The organism is Alteromonas antoniana (assembly GCF_019249295.1).
Classification (GTDB): Bacteria; Pseudomonadota; Gammaproteobacteria; order Enterobacterales; family Alteromonadaceae; genus Alteromonas; species Alteromonas antoniana.
Genome location: NZ_JAESDH010000004.1, coordinates 1 through 14,911 on the forward strand (window position 1 = coordinate 1; position 14,911 = coordinate 14,911).

7 protein-coding genes are annotated in these 14,911 nt (G+C 50.7%); 4 read left to right on the forward strand and 3 right to left on the reverse strand.

Going from position 1 to position 14,911, the window contains the following annotated elements:
- Positions 1-142: 142 nt before the first annotated feature.
- The 3 genes from JKP77_RS04110 to gltB form a co-directional block, all read right to left on the reverse strand.
- Positions 143-2,254 carry a TonB-dependent receptor gene (locus JKP77_RS04110; RefSeq protein ID WP_218309934.1) on the reverse strand — a complete coding sequence of 704 codons (2,112 nt, stop codon included), beginning with the start codon at positions 2,252-2,254 and terminating at the stop codon, positions 143-145.
- A 303-nt stretch (positions 2,255-2,557) separates the two neighbouring features.
- Positions 2,558-3,973, reverse strand: a complete 1,416-nt coding sequence (locus tag JKP77_RS04115; protein WP_218309935.1) for an FAD-dependent oxidoreductase — start codon at positions 3,971-3,973, stop codon at positions 2,558-2,560.
- 15 nt (positions 3,974-3,988) lie between these two features.
- Positions 3,989-8,455: a glutamate synthase large subunit gene (gltB, locus tag JKP77_RS04120; RefSeq protein ID WP_218309936.1), complete on the reverse strand. Its 4,467-nt coding sequence runs from the start codon at positions 8,453-8,455 to the stop codon at positions 3,989-3,991.
- Positions 8,456-9,306: 851 nt separating this feature from the next.
- Between gltB and JKP77_RS22250 the strand changes: the two genes are divergently transcribed.
- The 4 genes from JKP77_RS22250 to JKP77_RS04140 all read left to right on the forward strand — a co-directional run bounded on the left by JKP77_RS22250 (position 9,307) and on the right by JKP77_RS04140 (position 14,906).
- Positions 9,307-10,152 (forward strand): N-acetylmuramoyl-L-alanine amidase, encoded by an 846-nt coding sequence (locus JKP77_RS22250; protein ID WP_420840039.1) that lies wholly within the window; start codon positions 9,307-9,309, stop codon positions 10,150-10,152.
- Positions 10,153-10,413: 261 nt separating this feature from the next.
- Positions 10,414-12,771 (forward strand): aerobic respiration two-component sensor histidine kinase ArcB, encoded by a 2,358-nt coding sequence (gene arcB / locus JKP77_RS04130; protein ID WP_218309937.1) that lies wholly within the window; start codon positions 10,414-10,416, stop codon positions 12,769-12,771.
- Positions 12,772-13,326, forward strand: coding sequence for a PH domain-containing protein (locus JKP77_RS04135; RefSeq protein ID WP_338024833.1), 555 nt, complete (start codon positions 12,772-12,774; stop codon positions 13,324-13,326).
- A complete protein-coding gene (locus JKP77_RS04140; RefSeq protein WP_246601071.1) occupies positions 13,323-14,906 on the forward strand; it encodes a PH domain-containing protein in 1,584 nt (527 codons plus the stop codon). The genes JKP77_RS04135 and JKP77_RS04140 overlap by 4 nt, the downstream gene beginning before the upstream one ends.
- Positions 14,907-14,911 lie beyond the last annotated feature (5 nt).

Sequence of the window (14,911 nt, forward strand, 5' to 3'; positions counted from 1 at the left end):
AAAAATCCGATGACCTTACGATCATCGGATTTTGATCCTCTTACAGCCAATGTCAATCTCTTAACTGATCGGCATTAGGCCGTGTGGCCCCCTTTTTTCTGATCAGGTATCGCGCTACCAAAAGTAGTGCACTTACCTGTTATCAGAAGCGGTATTGCATGCTGATGCGCGCGTTTACTGGTTTGCCTGTGGCAATGTTGTTGTCGTTATGTGCAGACGGGAAGTAGTCTTCGTCAAACACATTTTCAACGTTCAGCTGCAGGCTCAGGTCTTCGCTGTAATCATAGTAAACCGCAGCGTCGACACGCCAGAAGTCTGGCAGTTCAATTGCGTTACTCAGTGAGGCATATTGCTCTGACTGATAAATCACGCCCAGCGCCACTTTCCAGTCTTCTGCTACCTGATACTGATTCCACAATGTCAGCATATGTTCAGGAAGCTGAGCCAGCTCACGGTTTGCCAGGTCTCCATCAACCACGCGGCCCATCTCTTCACCATCAAGGTTGCTGTAGCCAGCGTTAATGGTCCATGCGTCGGTTAGCTGGCCAACCAGTTGAATTTCAAACCCTGTGGTTTCGGTTCCGGTCAGAATAGAGCGTTCCGGATTGGCGGGATCCTGCGCCGTACCGTTTTCACGTTCTACTTCAAACGCCGCAGCTGTCAGGCTTAGTGCATCGCTCAGATTCCACTTAAGACCGATTTCTTTGTTCTCGAATTCTTCCGCGTCCAACGCTTGCGATGACAGCGATAATGACAGGAACTGATCGCCAGAGCGAGGCAGGAAGGATTTACTGTAGCTGGCATAAACAGACACGTCTTTCATTGGCTTGTAGATAAGGCCAAAGCGCGGCGACACTTCGGTGTCTGAGCTGCTTAGCAGGCCGTTGTTGCCGTCTTCGCTGCCGTTGGCTATTTCGATATTGTCGGTAACGTCAATATCGAAGTTGTCGTAACGCAGGCCGGCGACCACAATCCAGTTCTCACCAATACCGATTTCGTCCTGAATAAACGCGGAGGTGAAGGTCACGTCTGAGGCGCGGTCACGTACCGGCGCAGTGAGTGAGCGCTCAGGGATCATCAACGGATCAGAAAACATAAAGGTAATCTGGTCATCTTTAGTGTCGGTGAAATAGGCATCGCGACGCGCGTTCTCGGTATCCTGATTACCGTATTCAGCACCCATCAACATGGTGTGAGAAAAGGCGCCTGTTTCAAACTGACCTACAAGGTTGAACTGGAATAACAGGTTTTCACGCTCAGTCGTATCGCGGTAGCCGTCCAGAGTAACTGTGCCGGCGGCAGCATCAAAGTTTACCGGGTACAGGTTCTGATACAGCTTATCGTAATCTGCGAACTGGACAGTCGCATTGGCGTTCCAGTTATCATTCAGAGCGTGTTCGGCACGGATGCGTGCAATGTGCGCTTCTAATGTGGTGTTATTGAAATTCGGATCGCCAAAGTACGTATCGTCATAGCCTGTCAGAGGCTCGCCACCTAAGGCCGGCACACCGCGGTCAACCAGGCGGTCGTCGTTCACGTATTCGTATGATGCGCGAACCGTGGTATCTTCCGATGCCAGCCAGGTGTAAGTTGGGTTAACGGCATAACGCTCGCCGTCTTTGAAGTCGCGGTGATTATCGATGTTGTCGAACACACCGTTCAGACGAAACGCGTTTTCACTGTCGATGACCTTATTGGTATCAATGCTTACAGAGCCTGCACCAAAAGTATCGATGCCGGCAGACAGAGTAGTGAAGTCTTCATTAACTTCGGCTACTTTCGTCACGCGGTTAACCACACCGCCGCCGCCACCGCGACCGAATAGCAATGCATTCGCACCACGCAGGATCTCTACACGCTCAAGGTTGTACAGTGGACGGAAATACTGCACATCGTCACGCAGCCCGTCGACGAAAAAGTCTGCAGTCGTGTTCTGGCCACGGATGGTGATCTGGTCGCGGTGATCTTCACCTAAACCCACACTGACGCCCGGAGTATACTGCATAACGTCAGCGACACTGAAAAGCGCTTGTTCGTTAATTTGCTCCGCGCTGACAACAGAAACAGACTGAGGGACATCTACCAGCAGGGTAGGCGTTTTAACAGCATCAGCGACTTGTTGACCAAAAAAGGCACCACGTACGGTAATACGTTCAACATCCGGGACATCGTTTTGTGCTTCCTGAGCCTGTGCTGCAGCGCCAAAAATGACCAGAGATACCGCGGTTGCTACCGCAGAAATACGCTTGTTCAATTGACCTCCTGATACGCATGTAAACACGTATGAAAATGATAATGATTCTCGATGGTGTGTGATAATACCCGCTCTAAATTAAAATTAAAAGGTTTGTACTGAGAAAGTTAAGGTTTTAATTGCAGGAGAAATCGCGAAGGTATTCAGCGGGTTGGAAGCAGGCATTACGACAATGATATGGTCATACCCACCCATGTTATTGACTACAGTCGCACGCCCGGCTTCGCTGAGAGAATGGCATTCACTATTGCGGATACAAAAAAGGGAAGCCGAAGCTTCCCTCAATAATAGTGTTGGTGTGGTTTAGACGCCGATGTAATCCATAATGCCTTCTGCAGCTTTACGGCCTTCATCAATGGCGGTGACTACCAGGTCACTACCGCGCACCATATCGCCACCGGCAAAAATCTTCGGGTTAGCGGTTTGGTATGCGAATTTACCTTTTGATGGCGCAATGACGCGGCCCTTGTCATCCAGCACGATCCCGTAATCAGCAAACCAGTTGGCTGGGCTTGGCTGAAAACCAAAGGCGATAATCACCGCGTCGGCTTCCAGAATGTGCTCAGAGCCTTCGACTTCTACCGGGCGGCGACGGCCGTTCACATCAGGTGGTCCCATTTCGGTGTGCACCAGCTTGACGCCGCATGCCTTGCCGTTGTCGTCAATGGCGATATCCAGCGGTTGAAGGTTGAATTTAAACTCGACACCTTCCTCGCGGGCGTTAACCACTTCTTTGCGTGAACCAGGCATGCTTTGCTCATCACGACGGTAAGCACAGGTTACCGCTTTGGCACCCTGACGAATCGATGTACGTACGCAGTCCATGGTGGTGTCACCACCACCGAGTACCACCACGCGCTTGCCTTTCATATCGATGAAGTCAGCGGGATCTTTTTCGAGTCCCATGGTGCGGTTGGTATTGGCCACCAGAAACGGAAGGGCTTCATATACGCCTTCCACATGCTCGTGCTCAAAACCGCCCTGCATTGACTTATAGGTACCCATACCGAGGAATACGGCATCGTGCTTGTCAATTAGCTCTTCAAACCCGATGTCTTTACCAATTTCGGTATTCAGCACGAACTCAACACCCATGTCGGTGAAGATTTCGCGACGCAGTTTTATGACCTCTTTTTCCAGTTTAAAAGAGGGGATGCCGAAGGTCAGCAGGCCACCGATTTCTTCGTATTTATCGTAAACAACAGGTTTCACCCCGTTACGAACCAGAATATCGGCGCAGGCAAGCCCGGCAGGGCCGGCCCCGACAATTGCTACTTTTTTATCGGTCCAGACTACGTCCGACATATCCGGACGCCAGCCCATTTTAAACGCGGTATCGGTAATGTATTTTTCGATACTGCCAATGGTTACCGCGCCGAAGTCATCGTTGAGTGTACACGCGCCTTCGCACAACCGGTCCTGTGGACATACGCGGCCACACACTTCCGGCAAACTATTGGTTTTATGCGACAGCTCTGCCGCTTCGATAATCCGCCCTTCATTTGCCAGGCTCAGCCATTGCGGAATGTAATTGTGCACAGGGCACTTCCACTCACAGTATGGATTACCACAATCCAGACAACGGTCAGCCTGACCTTCTGTTTGCGACTGTGTCAGAGGCTGGTAAATTTCAGCGAATTCAGACTTACGTACTATAATCGGCTTTTTAGGCGGATCGATACGTTCAACGTCGACAAACTGATATACATTCTTTGCCATAAACTTACACCCCTCCTACTGAGCCTGAATGCGCAACTCTGCGCTGGAACGACTGATGTGGCCCAACAGGTTTTTCACATCACTGGTTTTCGGTTTGATTAACTTAAAGCGTGTCAGCGACGACGCAAAATCGGTCAGAAGCGACAGCGACTGTTCACTGCCGGTTTCTTCATAATGTTGGTTAATCAGGCCGCGAAGGTGCTCAGCCAAAATGACTTTGTCGTCAATGGTTAACACTTCCACCAGCTCTTCATTTACCCGGTCTGCAAGATCACCTTTATCATCCAGCAGGTAGGCAAAACCGCCGGTCATACCGGCACCAAAGTTAACGCCTACTTCGCCCAGAACGGCAACGATACCGCCGGTCATGTACTCACAGCCGTTATCACCGATACCTTCAACAACAGCAATGGCACCTGAGTTACGTACGGCGAAACGCTCACCGGCACGGCCTGCAGCAAACAGCTTACCGCCAGTGGCACCGTACAGGCAGGTGTTACCCATGATCGCACTCTCGTGGGCGTTGAAGTTAATGTTCTGATGCGGATGAATTACCAGCTTTCCGCCCGTCATGCCTTTGCCGACGTAATCGTTGGCATCGCCCATCAGGTGCATGTGCAGGCCGCCTGCATTCCACACGCCGAAGCTCTGTCCGGCGGTGCCAGTCAGGTGGATAACAATCGGGTTTTCTTCCATGCCGTGGTTGCCGTGGTGCTTGGCAATCTCGCCAGACAGCAGCGCGCCAATCGAACGGTCTGTGTTGCGCGCGTCATAAGCAAGCTGTGCACCGGAACTGGTGCGCACCGCTTCACGTGCATCTTCCAGAATACGGGCATTCAGCTCGCCTTTGTCCATTGGCGCGTTAGTCGTCTGAGAGCAGAACAGACGCGTATGTTCACCTTCTTTAGGGGTTGCCAGCAGCGGCGACAAATCCAGTCGGTTTTGCTTAGCGGTAATACCTTCGAGCACTTTTAACAGCTCGGTACGACCTACCAGTTCATCGAATTTACGCACGCCCATGGCGGCCATAATTTCGCGCACTTCGCGGGCAATAAACTTAAAGTAGTTCATCACCATTTCCGGCAAGCCGATGAAGTAGTCATCGCGCAGCTTTTGGTCCTGCGTTGCCACACCGGTAGCACAGTTGTTCAGGTGACAGATCCTCAGGTATTTACAGCCCAGCGCCACCATAGGGCCGGTACCAAAGCCGAAGCTCTCTGCCCCCAGCAGTGCCGCTTTCACAACATCCAGACCGGTTTTCAGGCCACCGTCAGTTTGCACACGCACTTTGTGGCGCAAGCCATTTTCAATCAGCGCCTGCTGCGTTTCTGCCAGACCCAGTTCAAATGGGCTTCCGGCATATTTCACCGACGTCAGCGGACTTGCGCCCGTGCCGCCGTCATAGCCGGACACCGTGATAAGATCTGCATACGCCTTCGCGACACCTGTTGCGATAGTGCCAACGCCAGGCTCTGACACCAGCTTAACGGAGATAAGCGCCGTCGGATTTACCTGTTTCAAATCGAAAATCAGCTGGGCTAAATCTTCAATCGAATAAATATCATGGTGTGGCGGCGGTGAAATGAGCGTTACACCCGGTACCGAGAATCGAAGCTGGGCAATATACTTATTCACTTTGTCGCCAGGCAACTGGCCACCTTCACCGGGTTTTGCACCCTGTGCGACTTTTATCTGGATAACGTTGGCGTTCACCAGATAATGAGGCGTTACGCCAAATCGGCCTGAAGCGACCTGTTTAATTTTGGAGTTTTTCTCGGTGCCGAAACGTGATGGATGCTCGCCACCCTCACCAGAGTTTGACTGCCCGCCCAGGCGGTTCATGGCAATCGCCAGCGCCTCATGGGCTTCCGGGCTCAATGCGCCAATCGACATTGCCGCAGTATCAAAGCGTGGGAAGAGGTTCTCCTCCGGCTCGACTTCACTGATATCAATGGCTTCATTCTTAGGGTTCAGGCCGAGTAAATCGCGCAGATGCGCAGGTGAGCGCTCGTTTACAAGTTTAGCAAATACCTGATAATCGTCGTACTCACCGGAGACCACCGCTTTTTGCAGCGACGTAACAACATCCGGGTTGTAGGCATGATATTCGCCATCATGCACGTACTTCAGCAGACCACCATGTTGGATTGACTTACGCTTAAGCCACGCTACGCGGTTAAGGTTGATGGTATCCTGCTCGAAGTCATCAAATCCGGCACCCTGAATACGTGAGGTAATGCCTTTGAAGCATAGTTCCATCACGTCAGTATTGATGCCCACGGCTTCAAACAGTTTGGCACTGCGGTAACTGGCAACCGTACTGATGCCCATTTTGGACATGATTTTATACAGGCCTTTATTGATACCCTTACGATAGTTGAGGGTAGCCTGCATCACGCTGATATCCAGCTCGCCTTTGTCGCATAGCTGTTCGATAGTCTCGTAAGCAAGGAACGGATACACCGCTGTCGCACCTAAGCCAATCAGTACGGCAAAGTGATGCGGGTCACGCGCTGATGCAGTCTCTACTACCACGTTTGCGTCGCAGCGAAGTGCTTTGTCCACCAAACGGCGCTGTACTGCACCTACTGCCATTGCTGCTGGAACAGGTAAGCGGTTTTGCTTTATGTTACGGTCTGACAAAATCACAAACGCAGCGCGTTTCTGTTTCACCAGATATTCGACTTCATTACAAATTCGCTCAATGGCCTTCTTCAGACCTTCTTCCGGCGCATATTGTAGCTCGACGACCTCTGAATAATAGTTATCCGGATTAAACTCACGCAGTTGCTTGAGATCCGTATACATCAGGATTGGGCTTTCGAACAGCACGCGGTCGGCGTAACCGGAGGTTTCGCTGAACACGTTTTGCTCGCGACCAATACAGGTAGCCAGTGACATCACGTGGTTTTCACGTAGTGGATCGATAGGCGGATTGGTCACCTGAGCAAATTGCTGACGGAAGTAATCGTAAACGGTGCGTTGGCGCGAAGACATTACCGCCATCGGAGTGTCATCACCCATGGAGCCAACCGCTTCCTGACCGTCTTTCGCCAGGACTTTTACCACTTGCTGAATTTCTTCGTAGCTGTAATTGAACAGCTTGTGATAGACCGCCATGGTGTCATCGTCAAACACGCGCTGACCAATCAGCGACGCATCCAGCTTTTCAATAGGCGTTAACCGACGAATATGTTTTTCCAGCCACTCGCGGTACGGGTGGCGGGTTTTCAGCTCTTCGTCTATCTCATTAGAGCGCCAGATTTTGCCCGTGTACGTATCCACCGCAAGCATTTCACCGGGGCCTACGCGGCCTTTCTCCAGTACATCTTCAGGCTTGTAATCCCAGATGCCAATTTCTGAGGCCAGGGTGATAAAGCCGTTTTTGGTAATGACATAACGCGCCGGACGCAACCCATTACGGTCCAGGTTACACGCCACGTGACGACCATTGGTTAACACGATACCTGCCGGGCCGTCCCACGGCTCCATATGCATGGAATTGAACTCATAAAATGAGCGCAGCTCTTCATCCATTGTTTTGTTGTTCTGATAGGCTGGCGGCACAAGCAGGCGCATAGCACGGAACAAGTCCATACCGCCGGCAAGGAACAGCTCAAGCATATTGTCCAGAGAGGAAGAGTCAGAGCCTTCGGTATTGACGAAGGGGGCTGCGTCTTTTAAGTCCGGGATCAACGGCGTGGCGAACTTAGATGTGCGGGCCATCGACCAGTCGCGGTTACCTTTAATGGTGTTGATTTCCCCGTTATGCGCTAAGAAGCGGAACGGCTGCGCCAGCGGCCAGCGGGGAAGGGTGTTGGTAGAAAAACGCTGGTGGAATACACAGATGGCGCTTTTCATGCGTTCATCTGCCAGATCAGCATAAAACGCGGGCAGGTCTTTAGGCATGACCAGCCCTTTATAAATAGTTACCAGTCCCGAAAGACAGGCAACATAAAAATCAGGATCCTTTTCCAGACGTTTTTCTGCCCGGCGGCGCACCATATAAAGGCGGCGTTCCAAATCACGCTTACGCCATCCTGCAGGGGCGTTTACAAATACCTGCTCGATTTGTGGAACACCGGTCAACGCCAGTTCACCGAGCACGCTGTTATCGACCGGCACTTTCCGCCAGCCAACCACGCCCAGGGTTTCTTTTTCCAGTTCTTCGTTCAGCACGTCACGTGCTGTCTGCGCCAGGGTGTCCTCCTGGCTCAGAAATATCATACCTACGCCGTATTTTTTGCTGAGTTTCCAGCCATTTTCTTCGGCAATAGCCTGAAAAAATGCATCCGGTTTTTGCAGCAACAGGCCACAACCGTCGCCGGTTTTTCCGTCAGCTGCAATACCTCCACGGTGTTGCATACGGTCCAGACCATGTATTGCGGTTTCTACCAACTGGTGACTGGCTTCACCATGAGTATGGGCTATCAGGCCGAACCCACAGTTATCCCGGGAATCATTGGGGTTATATAAACTCATCTCTTAACTCCTTCAACCTTAGACTGGGCAAGGTACGTGTTGCGTTTTGATGAACATTAGGATGTCCATCACAACATTGTCAGACGTCTTATTTCGAGGCAGGGTAATCCGGCATCCAGCGTCTTTTTTTGTCGTTAATTATTATTAGAGGATTCCAGTCGTGTACCGCATTTTTATGCATTATTGCGTTGCGGGCCGTCCAAAATACCCACATTGCAAAATAAAATCAAACGCTAATCACGACAGACAATGTTGCATTAATGTTAACAAGTTATAACTGCATTATTTTCATGAGCTTACTGGTTTTTTATTGGTGCTCGAAATTTGCTCTAAAACTACGTTTTTCCCAGTTATTAGTATGTTTATACTAAAGTTTGAAAGTCACTGGTTCCGTTATATTGAATAAGTATTCATTATAACCGCGTCCTTATTAGATGTCGGCTATCAGGTGATGACATAGGCAGTCATTCTGGTTGGAATGAATACCATTCTGCATAGTGAATTAGGTCGTTACACACCGTTGAGCACGTCGGGCCCTGTGTGTGGGTGCCCGGCAGCATTGCCGGATAGGCTGCAATGTTCTCCGAACGCCACGCTAACCACAGGCATTTTCCCATCGCGTTTACGAATGGATGCTAACCCAAGCTAACCGGATACAAATGCTGTAACGCAAAAAAACTATGCGGATTGGTATAACAAGTTGATCAATACCGAAACTGTATAATAATTGAACATGAGCAGGATGTCACGGGGGAACGCATGACATCCTCTCAGGCCGACATGCCAGGAGGTTTTGCGCAAGTCGTGTTATCCCAACAGTATTACGCACAACACCGATAAGGAGAATTCTGGTGTTCAGTTTTGAAATTAACGCAAACCGCCTGCAGGGGGAATCAGTCACGTTTGAGCCCTCGCCTAACCAATCCGGTGAATTTTCCAGCGGTGCCCCGGATACCATCGTCATTCACTTTACCGCTGGCAGTAGCCTGTCGTCGTCAGTCAGTGTCATGACGAATCCGGCGAATAAAGTCTCTGCGCATATTTGTATTGGTCGTGATGGGGAAATCGTGCAAATGGTACCCTTTAATCACATTGCCTGGCATGCAGGGCGAAGTGAGTGGCAGGGGCGCGAACGACTGAATCGCTATTCGATAGGCATTGAGCTGGACAATGCGGGCGAGCTGACGCCTAACGGAAATGGCGCGTTTCTTAGCTGGTTTAACAAAGCGTACAGCGGCGATGACGTGTTTCGTGGCGTGCATCGCAACCAGCAGTCACTCTCTTACTGGCATGCGTATACTGAAGCGCAGATACAGGCAACGTTTTCGCTGTGTCAGGCGCTTTGTCAGCACTATCCAATACACACCATTGTTGGACATGAAGAGATCTCGCCGGGAAGAAAGACAGATCCCGGCCCGGCTTTTCCGCTGGATAAATTGCGCCAGCGGTTACTTGGCACTGAGCCGGCATCGCATCCGGTAGCGAAAATACAAGCCACAACCGTATCCAGAGAAGCAGTGGTAAATGCAACTGGCCTGAACGTAAGGGCGGGGCCCGGCACACAGCATGAGAAAGTCGCTGAGCCACTTACTAAGGGCACGCCGGTAACTATCGTAAAGCAAAGCAACGGCTGGGCGCAGGTACGGTTTGAAACAACGGGGTGGGTAAGCAATCAATATTTGCATGATATCGAGTAGCCTCGTATTGCAGGCCATGGCAAGACGGCCCGCTTATCAGTTATCTCTGAGTAAAATCTGAGGAGAGCCAACGCGGGGTAATCATCCGCGCCAACATAAAAAAGATGTCATGGTGCCTGAAATTGCCAGCCCATCTTCCTTAGCAATGCGGTAATCAGGGTTTACCGATTATTTTTTCTCTTAACCCCCCGACATTTCAGTCGTTTGCCTGAATAGCAAAGCCTGCTAGGATAAACGCAAGTTTTACAGGCAGTCATTTCTATGCACTCAGATTCCCCTAATGATTCCTGGGCAATTCGCTTCGCGCAATTTGTCCAGCGGTTTGGCACTATCAAGCTCAGCGTGTTGTTTGTGGTACTCACGTTACTGTTTACGTTGGGAGGCTCTTATGTCATCCGGGTATCAATGGGCAGTCAGGTCGACCCTGACGACTTTATCAGCGCCGTCGTACTGACTATGCTAAGCGCCCCCTGGGTGCTTTATTTCTTCAGCGAGCTGGTAAAGCAGCTTGAAAACTCAAGAGCGAACCTGAAAGAAGTGGTCAGTCAGCTTGAACGTTTACGTGAAGAGGATGTGTTTCTCAACCGTGAGCTGCAAAGCAACATTCGCCAGCTAAATCATGAAATCGAACAGCGCAAACATGCGCAGGAAGAACGCGAGGCGGTATTTAAAGATCTTGAGAAGGAAATTCAGGATAAATCACAACAGGAAGAGCAGGCCCGGCGTTTATCGACATTGCTTCGCTCAATCATTGATGCCTCGCCGGATTTGATTTACTACCGTAACGAAGAGGGCCGCTTCGCTGGCTGTAACCGGGTTGCCGAGATGATGACAGGTAAAACCCAGGAAGAACTGCTGGGACTCACTCCGCACGATGTGTATGAAGAAGATCTGGCCCGCCAGGTGGTGGCAAGCGATCATGAAGTCCTTGAAACCAACGCCAGCATTACTGAAGAACTGTGGCTGCGATTTGCTGATGGCCGCCGCCGTTACTTTGAAATGCGCAAGGTGCCGTTTTTCGACCAAGAGGGTAACCGGCTGGGCTTACTGGCATTTGGCCGCGACATGACCGAGCGTAAGCAGGCAGAGAACGCGGCAGCAAAAGCCAGTACCGACAAAACCCGGTTTATCGCGACTATCAGCCACGAATTACGCACACCGCTAAACGGCATTGTTGGATTAAGCCGCATGCTGCGCGATACCGAATTAAGTGAAGAGCAATTTAACTGGGTCAGTACCATCTACGCCAGTGCTATCACGCTGGGTAATATCTTCAATGACATTATCGACTTGGACAAGCTGGACAGAGATAAACTTGAGCTTAGTCTGAAAACGGTCTCGCTACGCGACTTTACCGAAGAGCTCAGCAGCATCATTCGTCTGCTGGCACAGGACAAATCACTGGAGCTTATCACCACCATTGACGAGCCGTTGCCACAACTGGTTGAAGTAGATGGTACGCGCCTGCGTCAGATCCTGTGGAATATTCTGTTTAATGCCGTGAAGTTTACGCAGAAAGGTCATGTCAGCCTGACCGTCTCGGCCACCAGGCCGACCAATGACATCAGCGTGGTGACGTATGTCATTGAAGATACCGGCGTAGGGATCCCGGAAGAGGAAATCGATAAGATTTTCGCTATGTACTATCAGGTCGATCACCCAGACCACCAGTCTGCTACCGGCACCGGTATCGGTCTGGCCATCTGTAAGCAGATGGTGGACTTGATGAAAGGCGATATTCGCGTGACCAGTAAGGTGGGCAACGGGACCCGGTTTGAGATTGAGTTGCCGCTACAGATTTCCAAACGCCCCATGCAGGTCGCGCAACTTCAGGTAACCGATCTGAATATATTGCTGGTGGAAGATATCGAATTGAATGTGATGGTTGCCAAGGCATTGCTTGAGAAATTGGGCCAACATGTCGATGTCGCCATGACTGGCCAGGAAGCTATCGATAAGGCAAGAGAAAATCAGTATGACCTGATCCTACTGGATATACAGCTTCCGGATATGACCGGCTTTGACGTGGCCAACACGCTGCACGAAGAGGAGCTGGTCATGGGAACGCCAATCGTTGCACTGACTGCGAATGTCATTAAGAAACGCGAAGAATATCTGCAAAACGGGATGGATGATATCATTGCCAAGCCAGTGAAAAAGAGTCGCGTTATTGAAGTGTTCAATGAGCTTTTCAGTTCACCTCCTGCGCCTGTTGAAGCGGAGGCGGATGAGCCAGCCAAGCCCGAACCCGCGAAAAAGCTCACAAACATCCTTGATATGGATTTATTACAGATGCTGGTTGATACCATTGGCGAAGATATGGTGCGTGCGTCAGTAAAAGTATTCCAGGACAAAATGCCTGAATACATGGAAATATTGCAGCTGGCACTGAGTGCCGATGAAAAATCAGAGGTATGTTCGCAGGCGCATAAAATTAAGGGCGCAGCGGGCTCGGTGGGACTTGCAAGAGTGCAACGCATTGCCAATCAGATCCAGCAGGGCGATCATCCTGCCTGGTGGCAAAATGTGCACGACTGGGTAGAAGAGCTGCAAATGGCCGTCGCTCACGATATGAAAGCGCTGCACGGCTGGCTAAATGAACAAATGGTGGATGATTAAGTGACCGATACACAACCCGATGCACCGCCATTCTCTAATGCGCTGGTAACACCCGACGCCTTACCTGATGCACAGACACTGGAAACCAACCCGTTGTCGCCGCATTACCGGACACTGAACCTGGCCATCGTCAGCGTGGTGTTTTCACTTCTTTTGATAGCGATAACTGTTGTGCGGTTTCAGCAGTTTATTCCGGCAGCAGAAGGGCTGGTGAAAGTGTATCCTTTTGTTGTAGTGATACTTGCTGCGCTTGGTGTGTTGTCATTCCTGTACCATGTCTTTGCCGATCCACTAATCCGCTATGCAGTCCGTGAGCAGGATCTCATTTTGCAAAAAGGACTGTTTTTCCGGGCTACCGTGTGCCAGCCTATTTTGCGGGTACAGCATATTGAGTTAAAGCGTGGCCCGCTGGATCGTATAGCTAACATGGCTAAGCTGCAGGTGTATTCTGCCGGCGGCAGCGCACATACGTTTGAAATACCAGGTCTACCGGTAACGCGTGCCCAGCAGTTGCGCCAGTTCATTCTTGATCACAAAGATCTTGATGCCCGATGAGTGAGCCTTCGATGGATACCGTTTCCGACAAGGAGTCCGTATCGACCACTGCTGTCGAGACCGGAGAGCAGTGGCAGCGACTCTCACCGATTTCTATTCTTTACTTTACTGCCAGCAACATTAAGAAACTGGCGCAATTTCTGATTTATGTTGTTCCGGCTGTGGCCGTTACGGCAAATGTGCTGGACTTGAAAGACTCTCCTTACGTCATTCCGGTAGCGCTTCTGCTGCTGGTATCACTGTCAGTCAGCGGCGTTATCAGTTACTTCTTCTATCACTTCCGGATTAGTGAACAACACGTTGAGGTGAAAGACGGTGTGTTCAACCGACGGCATATGAACCTGCCTTTCTGGCGCATCCAGAACGTAAAAATTGAGCAGCCCATTTACTATCGTCCCATGCAGTTTGCGCTGGTGATTCTGGACACTGCAGGAAGCGCTCAGGAAGAAGCCAAAATTGTCGCCGTACCGCTGAGTTATGCGCAGGCACTAAGAAAGCAGATCCTGGCGTACCATACCGATGAAAAGCCCGTCGCTGCGCAAGAGGAAAGTAAGCAGGCGAGTGCAGGTGAGGACGAAGAGGTGCTGACCCGGCGCAAGATCCGTGATTTGATTATTCACGGGATCACCAATAACCGGGTCTGGATTATCTTAGGTGCGGCAGCGCCGTTTTATGATTCCATTTCAGATGTTGTCTTTCGCTGGCTGAATGCCCGGGGGCTGAATCTTGAACAACTTATTAGTGAGCAAACCGCTGCCTGGTGGCAAATCGGCTTGTATACCCTGACTCTGTTGATGCTGATTATGGCCTTGCTGGCGTTGCTATCGGTAGGTGGTGCACTGCTGACTTTCTATGACTATACCTTAAGCCGGGATGGCGATCGTTATATACGGCGAAGCGGTTTGCTCAATAAACAGGAAGTCAGCATGCGTCAGTCACGCATTCAGATGGTAACGGCGAAGCAGGACTGGCTGGACAACATTCTGGGCAGGGTGAACCTTTATTTCGAGCAGAATACGTCAGGTAACCAGCAGCAACAGGCTGAGTTAATGTCGCCCAATAAGCTGCTGGTACCTTCTGTCACTATCAAAGAAACACAAGCGCTGGTGAAAGAGGCGATGCCAGAAAGCCAGCTGTATGAAACCACTTACCAACCAGTATCACTGCGTTATTTGTGGCACTGGCTGGGCGTATGGGTGTGGCCGCCGACCCTACTTATCGTTGGCATTTACCTTTACAACCAGGCATGGGAGCTGGCAATAGGCACCAGTGTTGTTGCGGTGCTACTGTCGCTTATTCTGGTTTTGCGCTGGTGGCGCTGGGGCTATGGGGATGATGCCAGATACGTGTATGTAAGAAGTGGGCGTATCGGGCTGGACTACCAGTGCTTTGAGAAATACAAAGTACAGCAGGTGAAAGTGAGTCAGAGTTTACTGATGAAAAGGCGCAAGGTGGCGACGTTAAATGTGTTGCTGGCCAGCGGAAATATCACGATACCCTACATGCCCGAGCAAAATGCCTGGAAACTGGCAAATGAACTGCTTTATGTGGCAGAGAAAAGCCGGCGCTCCTGGATGTGATTCTA

Bases quoted from the DNA above. Each gene is read 5' to 3' on its own strand.
- JKP77_RS04115 (WP_218309935.1), bottom strand. From the start codon at position 3,973: ATGGCAAAGAATGTATATCAGTTTGTCGACGTTGAACGTATCGATCCG.
- gltB (WP_218309936.1), bottom strand. From the start codon at position 8,455: ATGAGTTTATATAACCCCAATGATTCCCGGGATAACTGTGGGTTCGGC.
- arcB (WP_218309937.1), top strand. From the start codon at position 10,414: ATGCACTCAGATTCCCCTAATGATTCCTGGGCAATTCGCTTCGCGCAA.
- JKP77_RS04140 (WP_246601071.1), top strand. From the start codon at position 13,323: ATGAGTGAGCCTTCGATGGATACCGTTTCCGACAAGGAGTCCGTATCG.